Here is a 16,422-nt window from a genome sequence, read left to right as displayed (position 1 = left end):
TAGACAGGGTAGTCTCCTTTCCGGCCGGCTTGCCGAGCGCGGAACAATGCTGCTGGCGTTCTTATGCTTGAGCTATGCGACTTATTTTGCAGTTCGGTACGCCGCACAAGCGCCGTTGGACTTGTTCAATTTCCGGCAGTCTCAGACTGCACTTAGCGCATTCTGGCTGGCTTCCAACGGATTTCATCTGGCCTATGAAACTCCGGTAGTCGGGATGCCATGGAGCGTTCCGTTCGAATTCCCGCTCTATCAATATTTGGTGGCGTTGTTGTCCCAGTTGACTGGTGCACCGCTTGATGTCGCCGGCCGTCTGCTGAGCTTTGTGTTCCTGGCTTTGTGTTTGCTTCCAGCGCGCGCGATCACGCGCCAACTCAAGCTTGGCGACGCAACCTGGTATGTGTTCGCTGCCCTCCTGTTCTCGAGCCCGATCTACCTGTATTGGGGCCGCACTTTTATGATCGAGACCACGAGCCTGTTCTTTGCGGTTGCTGCGATCAAGTATTTCCTGGAATTGCTTTCCGCGCCCGGCAACTTGCGCAGCGGTGCGCTGTTCTTCGTTTGCATGTCCTTGAGCATTTTGCAGAAGGCCACCACCGGTTTGCCCGTACTAGCCATCTTGGGGATCGTTTACCTGTTTGTCAGTTTGCATGCCCTGCTTGACCGTCGTGCGCAGGGGACGATTTCGTATTGGCGCTTTTGCGTGCCGCGGATCGTATTTGCTGCCGTTTATGTGATCGTGCCTCTCCTGATCGGTGCGCTGTGGACGGCCTATACCGACCACGTCAAGGAGTTGAGCCCGATGGGAAAGCTGCTCACTTCGAATGCATTGAAAGGCTGGAACTGGGGTACGCTCGCCCAGCGCACGTCCGCCGAGTTGTACACCAAGGTGCTATGGGGACGGGTTGCGTTGCAGAACCTCGGCGGCTTGTTGGGGCTGGCGGTGCTTGTGCTGGCCATGCTGTCGAAGGTGGAGAAAGTGGTCAAATATGCCCTGATATGTGCCTTGGCGATGGGACTGCTGCCATTCTTGCTGTTTACCAACCTGCATATCGTACATACGTATTACCAATCAGCAAACGTGCTCTTCTTGCTGTTTGCCCTGGCACTGGCCCTGACTAAACTGTGCAGCCGATATTTGCCGGAACTGCCCCTTGTTCCTGTCATTGCGTTGCTGCTGGTCGGGTCGAACTACTACTGGTTCTCACAGGAATACGCGCCAGCGGCAAGAACTGTTTTTGACGCAGAGAATTCCCGCGATTACGACTTAGGAGCGACGCTTAAGCGCGAAATGCCGAATGATAAGGCGTTCGTGGGATATGGGAATGATTGGAATTCCACCTGGGCCTATATGGCTGAGCGAAAGTCATTTACTGTTCCCACCTGGGCTCAGGATTATGCCAAGCTGGCGGCCAATCCAGAAAGTTTTATTCCCGCTGACAAGTTGGGCGGCGTCGTGCTGTGTAGTGAAGGCACGAATTACCCGACAGTGAACGAACTCAGCCGCTGGGTCTCCCAGCGCCCGGCGTGGAAAATGAGCATGGTGCACGGCTGTTTCGTGGCATTGAAGAATACCGTATCGATCCCACATGGCGCCAATGTACGCGCGGTGCAATGCGACGGCGGCTTCGATCGCGCAGACTATACCGTTAGCGGAGACCAGGCGATGTTCACCGTGGCCGGCTGGGCAAAATTCGCGGGCGAGGCTGCAGATTCAAGGCAAAACCTTTTGATATCGCTTAGCAAGGACGGTGGCGCACCGCAATATTTTGAGGCTATCCAGATCGCCCGAAATCCTGGCACGGTAACTAGCGCGGGGGCGAACCGCGGTTTTTCTACGATGTTGAGTCCGCCGCAGATGAGCGGAGTTTATCGCGTAGGCGTGGCCCGCGTCCTGGGCGATGTCGTGGAAGCATGTCAGTTGAGCCAGGATGTGCCCGTGAACGTCAAGTAAATCGAGCACAACAAGAAATGAATCGAATTGACAGGAACTTCAATGAACAAATTTGAGCAAAAGATTCTCTTGCCAGGCGGAGCTGGCCTGGTCGGCCAGAACCTGGTTGCGCGCCTGAAAGACCGCGGCTATAAAAATATCGTGGTGCTCGACAAGCACCGCAGCAATCTGGCAATCTTGCAGCTGACGCAACCGGACATTACGTGTGTGTACGCCGATTTGGCGCAAGCAGGCGAATGGCAGCGCCATTTCGAGGACGCTGACGTGGTGGTAATGCTGCAAGCGCAGATCGGCGGTATCGATTACAGTGACTTCCAGCGAAATAATATTGATTCCACCCGCCTTATCCTGGATCTGGTCAAGGCGAATCCCAGGCAGCCGTACCTGGTGCACATCAGTTCCTCGGTTGTGGTTTCAGTGGCCGACGACTTTTATACCCGCAGTAAGATCGAGCAGGAGCAACTGGTCCTGGCAAGTGGAATCCCTTGCCCCATCCTCCGCCCAACCTTGATGTTCGGGTGGTTCGACCGCAAGCATCTTGGCTGGCTCTCTCGTTTCATGAAGAAAGTACCGGTGTTTCCGATTCCCGGCCACGGTCGGTATATGCGTCAGCCCTTATATGCGGGCGATTTTTCGGACATCATTATCAGCTGCATAGAACGGCGCATTGCCGGGGGCATCTATAACATTTCTGGTCACGAGAAAATCGACTACATCGACATTATCCGCACGATCAAGCGCGCCACCGGCGCCCGGACGCCTATCGTCAAAATTCCGTACAGTTTGTTCTTTGCCCTGATCTGGATTTGGTCACTGTTCGATAAGACACCGCCGTTCACCACACAGCAATTGGCCGCTCTCAGTGCCAAGGACGAGTTCGAAGTGAGCGACTGGCCTGGCATGTTCGGTGTGCCCTATACGCCGTTTGCGAAGGCTATCGACCTGACGTTCAACGACTCCCGTTACAATGGCATTGTTCTGGATTTTTAATCAAGAGTTGTTCCCCCCGTGATTCCATTTATTTTCAATAGTAGAAAGCACCATATGCGATTGCTCACCACCACAGCTTTAGTCCTGCTCGTCTCCGCATGTTCCAACAAGGAAGAAAAGCCAGCCGCGGCCGCGGCTGCGCCAGTGCCTCCGTCTGCAAGCAAGCCTAGCGCGACGCGTCCCGCGGAGCTGCCGGCGACCCTTGCCGTTTCCACCGACTGCGCCCTGGAGCGTTTCAACGATGCTCCCCCAAGCGCCGACGACAACGCGGTGACGGATAAATCGAAGGTTTACCTGAATGGTTGGGCTGCCAATAGCAAGAGCGATCAGGCGCCTGGCGATGTCTATATCGAGATGACCGGTCCGGGGCATTATTTCGTCAAGGCTGAACGCGGAATCCAGCGGCCCGACATTGCAGAAGTTTACAAAAAGCCATTGTTGGTCAACGCCGGCTGGTCCGTGACGATGGACCTTTCCGGGGTCGCGCCTGGCGCCTATGACATCAAGATTCTTGAGGCGGCTGGCGCCGGCAGCACGGAATGCGTTCCGAGCAATAAAATTTCTATTCCAGGCTAACGCGCCTCACCGCTGCCTGCGCCTGATGCGCCGGCCACGTCACTTGGCATTGATGGCAGTTTGACATGTTTTCCCTCTGTCATTACACTGCCGGGTTGTCCTGCGGTGACGTGTGCCGCGCGCGAACCAATCATTAACTAACCGAAGTGGTATCAAAGCCTGCTTCTTCTGTGCTAACGAGTATTTATGGGCGCATTGCCACTGATCATTGATCTAGACGGAACATTGATTCACACCGACATGTTGCATGAATCAGCGCTGCGCGCTGTGCGCGACAATCCTGTGGAAGCGTTGCGTATTCCTTATTTACTAACTCATGGCAAGGCGGTGCTCAAGCGCCGCCTGGCTCAGGGCGGTAGTTTTGATGCGACCTCACTGCCGTATAACACGGCTTTTATCGAATGGCTAAAGCAACAGCGCAGCGCTGGCCGAAAATTGATCCTTTGCACGGCCTCCGACCGATTGATCGCCGATGCGATTGCCGATCACTTGGGAGTATTCGATGAGGTCATGGCCAGCGATGGGGTGGTAAATTTGGCTGGCGAGAACAAGGCAGCTGCTTTGGTGGATCGTTTCGGGCGTGCCGGCTATGACTATGCAGGCAATTCCCGTGCTGACCTGCCGGTGTGGCGCCATGCGCGCCGTGCCGTGATTGTCAATGCGCCAGCCAACTTGGCTCGGGCAGCCGCCGATTGCTGCGAGGTTGAGCGTTCGTTCGCCGCCCCCGACGCCGGCCTCAACGTGTGGCGCCGCGTTCTGCGAGTGCATCAATGGCTGAAGAACTTGCTGCTATTCGTACCACTGTTTGCCGCTCACCAGTTTGCCGATCCGGAGCACTGGGTCCCGTTGATGTTGGCCTTTGTCGCGTTCAGCCTGTGTGCTTCCTCGGTTTACATCGCCAATGACCTGCTCGACCTTGAGAGTGACCGGCAGCACCCGCGCAAGCGGAACCGGCCGTTCGCTAGCGGCGCGGTGCCGGCGTGGCAAGGCGTACTGTGTGTACCGCTGCTGCTGTTGGCCAGCGCAGGGGTGGCTTGGCATGTCGGTGGCAACTTCTTTGTTTGGCTGGCCGGATATTTTGCCTTGACCTGCGCGTACTCCTGGCTCCTCAAACGCCTGATGCTGGTTGATTGTCTGGCGCTAGCTGTACTGTACACATTGCGTATCATTGCCGGCGCTGCTGCCCTCAGCATGCCGTTGTCGTTCTGGCTTCTTGCTTTCTCGGTGTTCCTGTTCTTGTCGCTGGCTTATGTCAAGCGCTATGCGGAGCTGCAAGTCCAGGTTTTGCATGGCAATAAAAAAGCGCATGGCCGTGGCTACTACACTTCGGACGCGCCACTTATCCAGATCCTTGGAGTCTGCTCTGGGTACGCGGCCTTGGTGGTGTTGGCCCTTTACCTGAACAGCGAAGCAGTGCTGATGCTTTACCGTTCGCCGGAAATTGTCTGGGGCTCGGTTCCGGTAATGCTGTTCTGGGTCAGCTGGATGTGGATGAAGGCACATCGCGGTCATATGCACGACGATCCACTTGTGTTTGCAGTCAAGGATAAGGCCAGCCTGCTGGCCGGCGGCTGTTTTGCAGCCGTGTTGGCTGTGGGCGCCGTGGGATGGCCGTGGTAATGGTTTCCTCCTGGGGCCGGCTGGGGCAGTGGGAACATGATGTGCTGCCCTTGACAGAGCGCGGGCAGGTGCCGCGCCTGTTGCAAGCAAGCGCACCAGGACTGGCGCACGGCATGGGCCGCAGCTACGGCGACGTGTGCCTCAATCCTGGCGGAGTGCTCTGGCGCAGTACCGGACTGGATCGCTTTATCAGCTTTGACAGGGAAACCGGGCTGCTGCGTTGTGAATCGGGAGTTTTGTTGCGCGACATACAAAAGCTCGCCGTTCAGTCTGGCTGGATGTTGCCGGTCACGCCGGGGACCCAGCTCGTTACGGTGGGCGGTGCGATCGCCAACGACGTCCATGGAAAGAATCACCACTCGTTTGGCTCCTTTGGCGACCATGTGCGTCGGATCGAATTGTTGCGCACCGACGGCCAGCGCATCGAATGCGGTTCCGGGGAACAGGAAAACTGGTTCGCCGCAACTGTCGGAGGCCTGGGCCTGACGGGGATCATTTGTACTGCAGAGATTCAACTACGCCGGGTCGCCGGACCTTGGCTTGAAACGGAAACCCTGCCGTACGCTAGCCTCGACGAATTCTTCGTGCATGCTGACGCTTCGGAAGCTAATTGGGAGCACACCGTATCGTGGATCGACTGCCTGTCGAGACGCGGACGCGGCATTTTTCTGCGCGCGAATCATTGCGCTGCGCAAGGCCTCGAAATACCCGCCGCGCGTCCGAGCACGATGCCTTTTGTGCCACCGGTTTCCCTGGTCAATAGACTTTCGCTGGCGCCGTTCAATAGCGCGTATTTCAATCTGCAAAAGAGCCGGGCTGGCAAAAGGGTCGCGCATTATGAAGGCTATTTCTACCCCTTGGATAATTTGCTGGAATGGAATCGAATGTATGGCCCGAAGGGCTTTTACCAGTATCAGAGCGTGGTGCCGCGGGCAGTTGGGCGCGTCGCCGTGCTGGAAATGCTGAAAGCGATTGCCGACAGTGGCGAAGGGTCGTTCCTGGCCGTGCTGAAGACTTTCGGCGAACGGCAGGCGCCCGGCATGTTGAGCTTCGCGCAGCCTGGCGTGACGCTGGCGCTCGATTTCCCTAACCGCAATGAGCGTACGCTGCGTTTGTTCGAACGGCTTGACGCGATCGTCGCCGAGGCTGGCGGGCGGATCTACATGGCTAAAGATGCGCGCATGCCGCGCTCGCTGTTTGAGTCCGGTTATCCACGGCTCGCCGAATTTTTATCCTACCGCGACCCGGGCATCAGCTCCGCGATGTCGCGCCGCTTGATGGGGAACTAAGTGACAGAGAACAAGAAAAACATCGTGATTGTCGGTGCTACCTCGGCCATGGCCGAGCATTGCGCCCGGTTATGGGTGACAGGGCAGGCTGTCAATTTGACCCTGCTGGGGCGCAATAGGGAAAAGACCGAGGCCGTGGCAGCGGACCTGCGCGTTCGCAGCCCGCAATCGACGGTATGCGTGATGCAGGCAAGTTTCAGCGATCCTCAAGCGATTCGCGCCACGGTAGATGCCATTGTGAGCGGCGGCGCGCCGGATATCGTGCTGATCGCGCACGGCTCGTTACCGGACCAGCATGCGTGCCAGGAAGATTTGGTGTTGGCGGCCGAAGCAATGCAAATCAATGGTATTTCGCCGGTTTTGTTTGCGGAGGCATTCGCTCGGTATATGTTGCGCGCCGAAAAAGGAACGCTGACTATCATCGGCTCCGTCGCCGGCGAACGCGGCCGCAAGTCTAATTACGTCTATGGCGCCGCCAAGGGCATGGTGACGCGCTACGTCGAAGGCCTGCAGCACCGCTTGGCCGGCACAGGAGTCAAGATAGTCCTGGTTAAACCAGGCCCGACTGCCACGCCGATGACCTCCCATATGCCACAACGCGGCATGGCCAGCGTCGAATCGGTGGCGGCGCAAATTGTCACGGCGACGGCCAAGGGCCAGCCCGTGCTGTATACGCCGGGTAAATGGGCGCTGATCATGTTTGTTATTGCCAACTTGCCGCGAGCGATCTTCCACAAATTGAATATTTGAGAGGGCCATGCACTGGACGTCCAGTGTAGCAGCTTGCATAAGACGTGAATTTTTCTGACTGCCGTGGATAATTTCCGCGGCAAACCTGGCACTGAATTCTTGGAGTTTTAAGATATGCGACAACGCATTGCAGTACTGGGCGCCGGACCAATGGGCTTGGCGGTAGCCTATCAACTGGCGCGCGACGGTCACCATCCGGTGGTATTCGAAGCCGACGACCGGGTCGGCGGCATGGCGGCCGCCTTCGACTTTTCGGGCCTGTCGATTGAACGCTATTACCATTTCCACTGTATCTCCGACACCGGCTTCCTGAAGGTGCTGGAGGAGCTCGGCCTCTCCTCGAAAATGCACTGGACCGCCACCAAGATGGGCTACTGGTACCAGAACCGCCTCCAGCCATGGGGCAACCCGGTTGCGCTGCTGAAGTTCCGCGGATTGAGCATGGTGGCCAAATTCCGTTATGGCCTGCATGCTTTCCTGTCCACCAAGCGCAAGCGGGAGGACTGGCGCCCGCTCGACAACGTTGAAGCAACTGGCTGGATCCGCCGTTGGGTGGGCGAAGAAGCCTACGAAGTATTGTGGCGCCGGCTGTTCGACTACAAATTCTACGATTACAGCAGCAATCTGTCGGCGGCCTGGATCTGGAGCCGTATCCGCCGCATCGGTACTTCGCGCGCCAGCCTGTTCGAAGAAAAGCTCGGCTACCTGGATGGCGGCTCCGAGACCCTGCTCAATGCCATGCGTGACGATATCGTCAAGCATGGTGGCGAGGTGCGCCTCGGTACTCCGGTCACCAAGGTCGTGATGGAGCAAAACAAGGTGCGCGGCATCGAGACCGGCGGGCAGTTCGAAGCCTTCCACAAGGTGGTCAGCACGATCCCGCTGCCGTATGTGCCGCGCGTGATACCTGATTTGCCACCAGACGTGCTGGACAAGTTCAAGGCAGTCAAGAATATTGCCGTGGTATGCGTGATCGCCAAGCTGCGCAAGGCGGTGACGGAGAATTTCTGGCTCAATACCAACGATCCGGACATGGATATCCCTGGCCTGGTCGAATACTCTAACCTGCGGCCGCTGGACGAGTACATCACCTATGTGCCGTTCTACATGCCCGGCGAACATCCGAAATTCGCTGATGCCGACCAGGTGTTCCTGGACAAGGTGCGCAGCTACCTGAAGAAGATCAACCCAGCGCTGCGCGACGAAGACTTCCTCGACATGCGTGCCAGCCGCTACCGCTATGCCCAGCCGATCTGCGACCCTGGCTACCTCGACAAGCTGCCGCCTGCCGCTTTGCCGGTGCAGGGCCTGTGGGTAGCCGATACCTCGTACTATTATCCGGAAGACCGCGGCATTTCGGAGAGTATCGACTTCGGGCGCAATATGGCGAAGATGGCGGCCCATGCTGAATAAGGAATTTTTGCGCTTCCTGGTTGCCGGCGGAATTGCTGCAGGAGCCAATTTCGGCTCACGCTTTATCTTCAGTACCTTCCTGGACTACGCGCCTGCCGTTTTCTTTGCCTACCTGGTGGGGATGCTGGTCGCCTTTACCCTGATGCGCGGCCATGTATTCAAAGCACAAGGCGGGGCGATGGCGGCGCAGGTTGGCAAGTTCATTGGCGTCAACGTGCTGGCCGTTTTGCAGACGCTTGCCATCAGCCTGCTGCTGGCACGCTGGCTGCTGCCGTCGCTTGGCATCGTCGACCATGCCGAAGCTCTGGCCCACCTGACGGGTGTTCTGGTGCCGGTAGTGACCAGCTATTTCGGACATAAGTTCCTGACTTTCCGATGAACCGCAGCATGGATCGTATCCAGTCGGCGCTTGCCGACCCGCGCATGGTCAGGGCCGTGGTCCTGTTTGTCAGCGCCGGCGTACTGTTGTACCTGGCTGCGATCTTCAGTTTTGGCTGGAAAGAGACGGCGGGCGCGCTGGCTGCAATAGGCTTGGATACCCTGCTCATTGGCGCGGTACTTTCGTCGTCTTCTTTCCTCTGGCGCTTTGGCCGCTGGGAGAATAACTTGCGGCACTTCGGATACCGGGTGCCACGTTGGCGCCACCTGGCGATCTACCTGTCCGGCCTGGCGTTGACCGCAACGCCCGGCAAATCCGGGGAGACATTCCGCTCTGCCTTGCTGCTGCAGCACGGTGTGAGGGTGCCCCATAGCTTGGCGGCCTTCCTGGTCGATCGGGCCAGCGATGTCCTGGGCGTATGCCTGCTGGGCTTCCTGGCGGCCTGGATGTCGGGCCAGGCGCTGGCCTGGGCCTGGATCTCCGCCTATGCAGTCCTGCTGCTGGGCAGTTGCACTGCGGCCTGGCTACTGCTGCATCCGCGTGCCCTGACGGCGTGGAGCCGGATGACGCGCCGCCTGCGCTGGCGGCCGCTTGATGCTGGAAAGCTGGTGCTGGAAAGCTGGGCCCGCGTGTGGCAATTGCCGCGGGTTGCCGCGTTCTCGTCTCTTGCGCTGCTGGCGTATGGCAGCCAGGCCCTGGTTTTCGCCTGGTTCTGCTTTACGGCCGGAACCGGAGTGCCGGCAGCCGACTGTGTCTTGATCTTTGTGCAGGCCACCCTGTTTGGCGCCGCCAGCATGCTGCCGGGCGGGCTCGGCGCGATGGAGGCGGCCCTGGTGCTGCAGCTGAGCGAGCGAGGGACAAGCTACGGCGTTGCCGTGTCGCTGGCGATTGCAATTCGCCTGGTCACGCTCTGGCTGGGGATGGCGATCGGCGCCATATCCTTGCTTGCGTCCTCCCGCAAGGACATGGCGCTCCAGGCGACACGCTAGGCCAGGCCTTCCTTCATCAGGAGCGCGACGCATTCGTCGATGCTGTGCCTGCCGCTGTCGATGGTGAACTGCGGCGCCAGCGGTGCTTCATAAGGGCTGCCGATGCCCGACAGGTTCGGCAGCTGCCCTGCGCGCGCCTTCTTGTACAGCCCTTTGGGATCGCGCCCTTCGCAGACTTCCAGGGGGGCGTTCATATAGACCTCGACAAAGTTCTCCTCGCCGATCAGTTCGCGTGCCATTTCGCGTTCGCGCCGGAACGGCGAAATGAAGGCGGTGATCACGATCGTGCCGGCGTCCAGCATGAGCTTGGCCACTTCGGCAATACGCCGGATGTTTTCGACGCGGTCGGCATCGGTGAAGCCGAGGTCACGGTTCAAGCCCTGGCGCACATTGTCGCCATCCAGCAGGTAAGTGCGTTTTCCTTCGGCATGCAAGGCCACTTCCAGCGCGTTGGCGATGGTCGATTTGCCCGAACCGGAAAGGCCGGTGAGCCAGATTACCTTGCCGCGGTGCCCGTTCAGTTTTTCGCGTGCTTCACGGTTGATCGACAAGGCTTGTTTGTGCACATTCTGCGCACGGCGCAGGTTATGCCGCACCATGCCGATGGCCACGGTGGCGTTGCTGTAACGGTCAATCAGGATAAAGCTGCCGAGCGGTTTCGACTTCTCGTAATTCTCGAACACCAACGGTTTGCTGAGTGCCAGGGTGCAAACCGTGATGCTGTTTAGTCCAAGCTGTTTGCTGGCGTTATGCGCCAGGGTATTGACGTCGATTTCGTGCTTGATCTTGGTAATCGATGCCGCTGCGGTCTGCGTCGCAAGCTTGATGTGATAGCTGCGGCCGACCAGGCCCGGGTCGGTGTCGGTCCAGATCAACGTCGCTTCCAGCTGGTCGGTCATGTCGAGCGGTGCGTTCGCCAGCGACAGGATATCGCCACGCGAAGCGTCAATCTCGCTTGCCAGGCGCAGCGTCACGGCATCGCCACGCGCGGCGTTTGCCAGCGAACCATCCATGGTGACGATCTCGGCGATATGGCTGGTCTGGCCAGAGGCGGTGACGCGAATTTCGTCGCCGACACTGAACCTGCCCTGCGCAACGGTGCCGCTGAAGCCGCGGAATGAGGCGTCCGGACGGTTGACCCACTGTACTGGAAACACCGGGACGTCGCCAGCAGGCGGTTCTATCTTGACCGTTTCCAGGTAGCCAAGCAGGGTCGGCCCCGTATACCAAGGCATGTGCGGAGAGCGCTCGCTCAGGTTGTCGCCTTTGAGGGCGCTGAGCGGGATGGCGGTCACACTGGCGAAATTGAAGGTGGCGGTGAAGGCGGCGAATTCTTCGCTGATGCGGGTGAACACCGTATTGGAGTATGCCACCAGGTCCATCTTGTTAATGGCCAGCACAATACGGCGCACGCCCATCAGCGACGCAAGGTAGGCATGGCGCCGGGTCTGGGTCTGGATGCCATTGCGGGCATCGACCAACAGTACGGCAACATCGGCGGTGGAGGCCGCCGTGACCATGTTGCGCGTGTATTGCTGGTGGCCGGGGGTGTCGGCGATGATGAAGCGGCGCTGGCTAGTGCCGAAAAAACGATAGGCGATATCGATGGTGATGCCTTGCTCGCGTTCGGCCGCCAGGCCGTCCACCAGCAGCGCAAAATCGAGCTGGTCGCCTTGGGTGCCGTATTTTTTCGATTCCTTCTGCAAGGCATCGAATTGATCATCGAGTAATTGCTGCGACTCCCACAGCAGGCGCCCGATCAGCGTACTTTTTCCATCGTCGACATTGCCGCAGGTGATTACACGCAATAAATCCTGCCCATCTTGCTGGCGCTGAAGTGTCTCCAGCGTTGCCAGTGGAACAGGCGGGCGCTGGCTTGGGACTGCAGCCGTCTTTTTGGAGCGAGCCATCAAAAGTATCCTTCTTGTTTCTTCTTTTCCATGCTTGCCGCCGCATCGTTATCGATTGCGCGGCCTTGCCGCTCGGAGTTGCGGGCATGCACAAGTTCCATGATTATCTCCGGCAAGGAATTTGCTGTCGATTCGATTGCACCGGTGAGCGGATAGCAGCCCAGCGTGCGGAAGCGGACCATCTTTTTAAAAATGGTTTCGTCGGGCCCGATCGGCATGCGGGCGTCGTCAACCATCAGCCACATGCCATCGCGCCGCACCACGGGACGCTCCTTGGCAAAATACAAGGGGACGACGGCAATGCCTTCCTGGTGGATGTATTGCCAGATATCGAGTTCAGTCCAGTTCGACAGGGGAAATACGCGCACGCTTTCGCCCTTGTTCTTGCGGGTGTTATACAGATTCCACGGTTCCGGGCGCTGGTTTTTCGGATCCCAGCGGTGGCTGGCCGAGCGGAACGAGAAAATACGTTCCTTGGCGCGCGATTTTTCCTCATCGCGGCGGGCGCCACCGAACACCACGTCGAACTGATGCTGGTCGAGCGCCTGTTTCAGGCCGGCGGTCTTGGTAATGTCGGTATGCAGGCTTGAGCCGTGGTCAAACGGATTGATGTTCTTTTCGATCGCCTCCGGGTTGGTATGGACCAGGATTTCCATGCCGCTCTCGCGCACCATGGCGTCGCGGAAGTCGTACATCTCCTGGAATTTCCAGCGCGTGTCGACGTGCAGCAGCGGGAATGGCGGCAGGGAAGGGTAGAAGGCCTTGCGCGCCAGGTGCAGCATGACCGAGCTGTCCTTGCCCAGCGAGTAGAGCATGCATGGGTTGCCGCCAGCCGCGACCGCTTCGCGCAGAATCTCGATACTTTCCGCTTCGAGGCGCTTCAGGTGCGGCGACATGGCCAGGACAGGTCCGCGGCGCACATCCGGCGGGGCGGCATGGTAGCTGAGCATGCAGTACTGGATTTCTTTGGCCGATGGCAGGCCGCGGCAAATTCCGCTCAGCTGGCCATGCGGGAATAGAGCCAACGGCTTGCCGATATGCGATTGCAGCCTGGCCAGGCCTGCTGCCACCGCTTGCGGATCCGCTTCGTTCTGGCCCAGCGGCAACCAGTAGCGCGCGCCGCGCGCATCATTGAAGTGCAGGCACGCTTGCCCGCCGGGCAGGGGCGATAGCTGCGCGAAGACAGGCAGGATGCGCTTGCTGCGCATCTGGCCGATTTCCCATTGCAGGACTGCCGGCGTGGGCTGGCGGCCCAGCTCGTCGCGCAGCATTTCTGGCTCGAGCGCCGACGGAAGCAAATCCAGCTTATGCAGGAAGCGCTCGGCCGTGCGTTTGGTATCGGCGACGCCTAGTTCCTGCAGTTGCAGATAGGCGCTTTCGGTATCCCATGGGCGGGACGTGTCGAGGTTGAACAATGGGGTGGCAGAGGAGTTCATGCGGTCCTTGTTGTCGCAATTTGTATTTTGTGATTTTTAGATTTGCTATTTCAAGGTTTAATGATAGCATACTCACATAAAAATGAACGGAATCGCATAATGCGACAAGATATAAACAGTGAATTGATCGGCGCTGTAGTTGCTTTGGCGCAAAAAGCAGCTGAAGCCATTATGGACATCTATCAGGCCGAGGAGCTGAGCTGGACCGTCAAGTGCGACGCCAGCCCGGTTTGCCAGGCAGACTTGTTGGCGCATGAAATCCTGCTGGCCGGCCTGGCTAAGCTGACGCCAGGGCTCGCAGTCGTCTCGGAGGAGGGCAGCGACAGCGCGCCGGAACGCCCGATTGCGGGCCAGTTCTGGTTGATCGACCCGCTCGACGGAACAAAGGAATTCATATCGCGTAACGATGAATTTACGGTCAATGTGGCGCTGGTGGACGATGGCCGCCCGGTGTTTGGGGTCGTCGTTGCGCCAGCGTTGAGCCGGAAGTATTGGGGGGCAGCTGGAGTCGGCGCGTTCCGTGTCGACTCGGCCGGCACTGCAAGAATTCAGGTTGCCCAAGTGGCGGAGGGCGCGCCGCTGCGGGTGGTTGCCAGCAAGAGTCATTTGAACGAAGAAACTCAGGCCTTTATTGCCGGCCTCGGCGCTTGCGAGCTGGTTCAGGCTGGAAGTTCACTGAAGATTTGCAGGATCGCCGAAGGGGCGGCGGACATTTATCCACGCTTGGGGCCGACGTGCGAGTGGGATACCGCTGCTGCGCAGGCCATACTGGAGGCGGCAGGGGGCATCGTTTGTACCACGTCGGGGCAAGTGCTGCGTTACGGCAAACCCGACATCCTGAACCCATTTTTTATTGCTTCGGCGTCAGGTCACCATTTACCCAAGGAGAAATAACCATGGAACAGAAACAGATCCACATTCGTTTTAACAACCGCAACGACAACGACAACCCGTTGCCTTGGCGTGTGCTGACCAAGAGCGACGAAGTTGATGGCGTGCTTCAGTTCACGCAGGAGTTTGCCTCTGAGGTGCGCTTCTTTGCACCGGTGGTTACCTCGGAAGATCAGGTCGCTGCCGGCGTGTTCAAATGGCATATCCGCTCGCAAGGCTTCGTTTCCTGGGATGGTGACGTATGCTATGTGACGGAAAAGCCTCGTTCGGCTGAGCTGGCCGCGCGGGCCTGATGGAAAAACCCGCAGTACAACGAAATGCAATGCGGGTTTTCGATGAAACGACTTGTACTCGGGTCTTACTTAGAGCTAGGCAACTGGCTCCGGCTTGGGGACAGCCAGGGATAGTCATAGGCGTAGCCACCGTTGAGGGTCAAGCCCTCGCCCTTGGCACGACGATGTTCCTGCGGATAGGCTTCCAGCGAGGTGTAGTGCGTTACATACGACTTGCGGGTAAGCGCAGGGTTGTTAATCGCAGTACCTTCATGAATCAGGTTGCCGTGCCAGATCAGGACATCACCTTTCTTGGGCAGGAAGATTTCTGGGGCGATCGCCGCCTGACGGACTTTATCCTCAAGGAAGCGGGAGAGCTCAATCGGCTGCTGGGTACTGTCGTGCTCGAGTACGATGCTTCCCTGGCCCCAGTCAAAGAAACCGGAAACTTCCGGATGATGTGAGCCTGGGTAGTAGGCGAGCGGGCCTGCGTCAGGGTGAATGTCTTCCAGTGGAATCCAGCTTGCCGCCAAATGGCCCAGTTTAGTCTGGCAGCGTACATACGGGTAGTCCACATGCGCCGGCTGCTGGCTGCCGCGATAAAAAGTCAACGACTGCAAAGCGCAGGCGGGCGATCCAAATACGTGCCCGAGAAACTCGGTAACTGGCGCGCTCAGGCTCAACATGCCGGCTGCTCTCGAAATGGAGTGGATACTATTGAATTTCACGCCGTCCGAATCGAGTTCCTCGTCAGTGAAGGTTGCGATTTCCTTTTGCACGCCTTTGATTTCCGCGCTTAACTCGAAGTCGCGATGATGCTTGCGCAGATATTCCACGTCGTTCAGCAGTGCATCAATAAGCTTGTGCTCAATCAGGCCTTCAAAAATCACCACGCCACGAGTTTGCCAATCACGGAGCTTTTGCTCGAGGTCATAAGTGACTCGGTCGGAAACTTTTGCCAGATAGCTCCTGACGTCCGCGTTATCAAGATCGATCCAGGTACGGGTCGACATCCAGTCTTCTTTGGTAATTGCCTTCATTGCATTCACTCTCTGCGCACGGCTCTAAATAGGGTATTTCATGAGGTAGTTTGGCGATTCCACGCCGAAGTGGGTCCTATTGGTTCTCACGTCAATAACAACAGGATTCGACGATGTCATATTGTACAGGTGGCTTGCTCTCTGCTCAACAGGAGGGGGGGGCTTCCGACCGCCTCCAAAAGTGGCGCAGTGGCTGCCGATGCGGACGCTGGATTTATCCGAAACTGCCTGATGCGTAGCTGAATATGGTGCCGGGGTGTTGCAGTGGATGAGTGGCTTTGCCACTTAGGTAGTGGTTCCAGCTTGACTGCCTGCGCTTCGGGGCTGCCAGACTGTTCTGTGATCAGGATATTTATCAGCTCATCTTGGAGCCCGAACTACCCTGCGGTAAGTCAAAAGAATTACGCCCAACCTAAGCGGTTGGGCGTTGAAATTTGGTGGCCCGGGGCGGAATCGAACCACCGACACAAGGATTTTCAGTCCTCTGCTCTACCAACTGAGCTACCAGGCCAAGGCGCGTAATTATAGCAGGGAGTTTTTCTGCTTGCCAACCCCTTTTTGTTGAATTGCATCGAAAACTGACCCACCTTCCCCACATATTTGCAATTAAATCTGACCCACATCGGTAGCACAATCCCACCTGTCTTCATGGCAGGAGATCGGAGTGATCGACGTGGCTCTGTTAGGCATAATTCGACGCTGGCACCTTCGTGACCAGGTTCCCCTACGAGAGATAGCTAGGCGGCTCGGCATCTCACGTAATACAGTCCGGCGCTATCTACGGTCGGAAACTGAACCGGACCGGGATTTTGAGAGGCGCCTTGGTTTGAGTCATGCCGGGATGGCTTGACTCGATAGTTGACGATAATAGTTCATCTCGGCTTCGGCTGGTGGGATATGGCCGATGGGCTCCAGC

General features: G+C 58.0%; 14 protein-coding genes, 1 tRNA gene and 1 pseudogene. 12 read left to right on the top strand and 4 right to left on the bottom strand.

Annotation, left to right across the window (positions count from 1 at the left end; all coding sequences use genetic code 11):
* Positions 1–46: 46 nt before the first annotated feature.
* The 9 genes from GM658_RS26215 (at position 47) to GM658_RS26175 (ending at position 9,957) form a co-directional block, all read left to right on the top strand.
* Positions 47–1,951 carry an ArnT family glycosyltransferase gene (locus GM658_RS26215; RefSeq protein ID WP_155457056.1) on the top strand — a complete coding sequence of 635 codons (1,905 nt, stop codon included), beginning with the start codon at positions 47–49 and terminating at the stop codon, positions 1,949–1,951.
* Between the two features lie 42 nt (positions 1,952–1,993).
* Positions 1,994–2,941, top strand: coding sequence for an NAD-dependent epimerase/dehydratase family protein (locus tag GM658_RS26210; RefSeq protein WP_155457054.1), 948 nt, complete (start codon positions 1,994–1,996; stop codon positions 2,939–2,941).
* A 54-nt stretch (positions 2,942–2,995) separates the two neighbouring features.
* Positions 2,996–3,517 (top strand): hypothetical protein, encoded by a 522-nt coding sequence (locus GM658_RS26205; RefSeq protein WP_155457052.1) that lies wholly within the window; start codon positions 2,996–2,998, stop codon positions 3,515–3,517.
* A 186-nt stretch (positions 3,518–3,703) separates the two neighbouring features.
* On the top strand, positions 3,704–5,137 hold the full coding sequence (locus GM658_RS26200; RefSeq protein WP_155457051.1) for a UbiA family prenyltransferase: 1,434 nt from the start codon (positions 3,704–3,706) through the stop codon (positions 5,135–5,137).
* Positions 5,125–6,426 carry an FAD-binding oxidoreductase gene (locus GM658_RS26195; protein ID WP_155457049.1) on the top strand — a complete coding sequence of 434 codons (1,302 nt, stop codon included), beginning with the start codon at positions 5,125–5,127 and terminating at the stop codon, positions 6,424–6,426. The genes GM658_RS26200 and GM658_RS26195 overlap by 13 nt, the downstream gene beginning before the upstream one ends.
* Positions 6,427–7,176 carry an SDR family NAD(P)-dependent oxidoreductase gene (locus tag GM658_RS26190; RefSeq protein ID WP_170298988.1) on the top strand — a complete coding sequence of 250 codons (750 nt, stop codon included), beginning with the start codon at positions 6,427–6,429 and terminating at the stop codon, positions 7,174–7,176.
* 114 nt (positions 7,177–7,290) lie between these two features.
* Positions 7,291–8,589: an NAD(P)/FAD-dependent oxidoreductase gene (locus GM658_RS26185; protein WP_155457047.1), complete on the top strand. Its 1,299-nt coding sequence runs from the start codon at positions 7,291–7,293 to the stop codon at positions 8,587–8,589.
* Positions 8,579–8,968 carry a GtrA family protein gene (locus GM658_RS26180; RefSeq protein ID WP_155457045.1) on the top strand — a complete coding sequence of 130 codons (390 nt, stop codon included), beginning with the start codon at positions 8,579–8,581 and terminating at the stop codon, positions 8,966–8,968. Before GM658_RS26185 ends, GM658_RS26180 begins: the two co-directional genes overlap by 11 nt.
* A gap of 8 nt (positions 8,969–8,976) precedes the next feature.
* The gene (locus GM658_RS26175; protein ID WP_211841943.1) at positions 8,977–9,957 is read left to right on the top strand and encodes a lysylphosphatidylglycerol synthase transmembrane domain-containing protein; all 981 of its coding nucleotides are present in this window, start codon (positions 8,977–8,979) and stop codon (positions 9,955–9,957) included.
* On the opposite strand, the gene cysN is transcribed toward GM658_RS26175, so the two are convergent.
* Entirely contained in the window at positions 9,954–11,867 is a 1,914-nt protein-coding gene (cysN, locus tag GM658_RS26170) for a sulfate adenylyltransferase subunit CysN (RefSeq protein WP_155457042.1), read from the bottom strand. The genes GM658_RS26175 and cysN overlap by 4 nt on opposite strands.
* The gene (gene cysD / locus GM658_RS29135; protein WP_211841946.1) at positions 11,867–12,763 is read right to left on the bottom strand and encodes a sulfate adenylyltransferase subunit CysD; all 897 of its coding nucleotides are present in this window, start codon (positions 12,761–12,763) and stop codon (positions 11,867–11,869) included. Before cysD ends, cysN begins: the two co-directional genes overlap by 1 nt.
* A gap of 639 nt (positions 12,764–13,402) precedes the next feature.
* Between cysD and cysQ the strand changes: the two genes are divergently transcribed.
* Positions 13,403–14,197 carry a 3'(2'),5'-bisphosphate nucleotidase CysQ gene (cysQ, locus tag GM658_RS26160; RefSeq protein WP_155457038.1) on the top strand — a complete coding sequence of 265 codons (795 nt, stop codon included), beginning with the start codon at positions 13,403–13,405 and terminating at the stop codon, positions 14,195–14,197.
* 2 nt (positions 14,198–14,199) lie between these two features.
* Positions 14,200–14,487 (top strand): hypothetical protein, encoded by a 288-nt coding sequence (locus tag GM658_RS26155; RefSeq protein ID WP_155457037.1) that lies wholly within the window; start codon positions 14,200–14,202, stop codon positions 14,485–14,487.
* Between the two features lie 65 nt (positions 14,488–14,552).
* Here GM658_RS26155 and GM658_RS26150 read toward each other — a convergent pair whose 3' ends face one another.
* Together GM658_RS26150 and GM658_RS26145 are read right to left on the bottom strand one after the other, a co-directional pair.
* The gene (locus tag GM658_RS26150; protein ID WP_155457035.1) at positions 14,553–15,506 is read right to left on the bottom strand and encodes a phytanoyl-CoA dioxygenase family protein; all 954 of its coding nucleotides are present in this window, start codon (positions 15,504–15,506) and stop codon (positions 14,553–14,555) included.
* Positions 15,507–15,941: 435 nt separating this feature from the next.
* A tRNA-Phe gene (locus GM658_RS26145) sits at positions 15,942–16,017 on the bottom strand.
* A 153-nt stretch (positions 16,018–16,170) separates the two neighbouring features.
* On the opposite strand from GM658_RS26145, the pseudogene GM658_RS26140 reads away from it, so the two are divergent.
* Positions 16,171–16,299, top strand: a pseudogene (locus tag GM658_RS26140) (helix-turn-helix domain-containing protein); the annotation flags it as partial.
* Positions 16,300–16,422: the final 123 nt, after the last annotated feature.

The sequence above is a fragment of the Massilia eburnea genome (assembly GCF_009720745.1).
Classification (GTDB): Bacteria; Pseudomonadota; Gammaproteobacteria; order Burkholderiales; family Burkholderiaceae_D; genus Rugamonas; species Rugamonas eburnea.
This window is presented reverse-complemented; position numbering and strand designations above follow the sequence as displayed.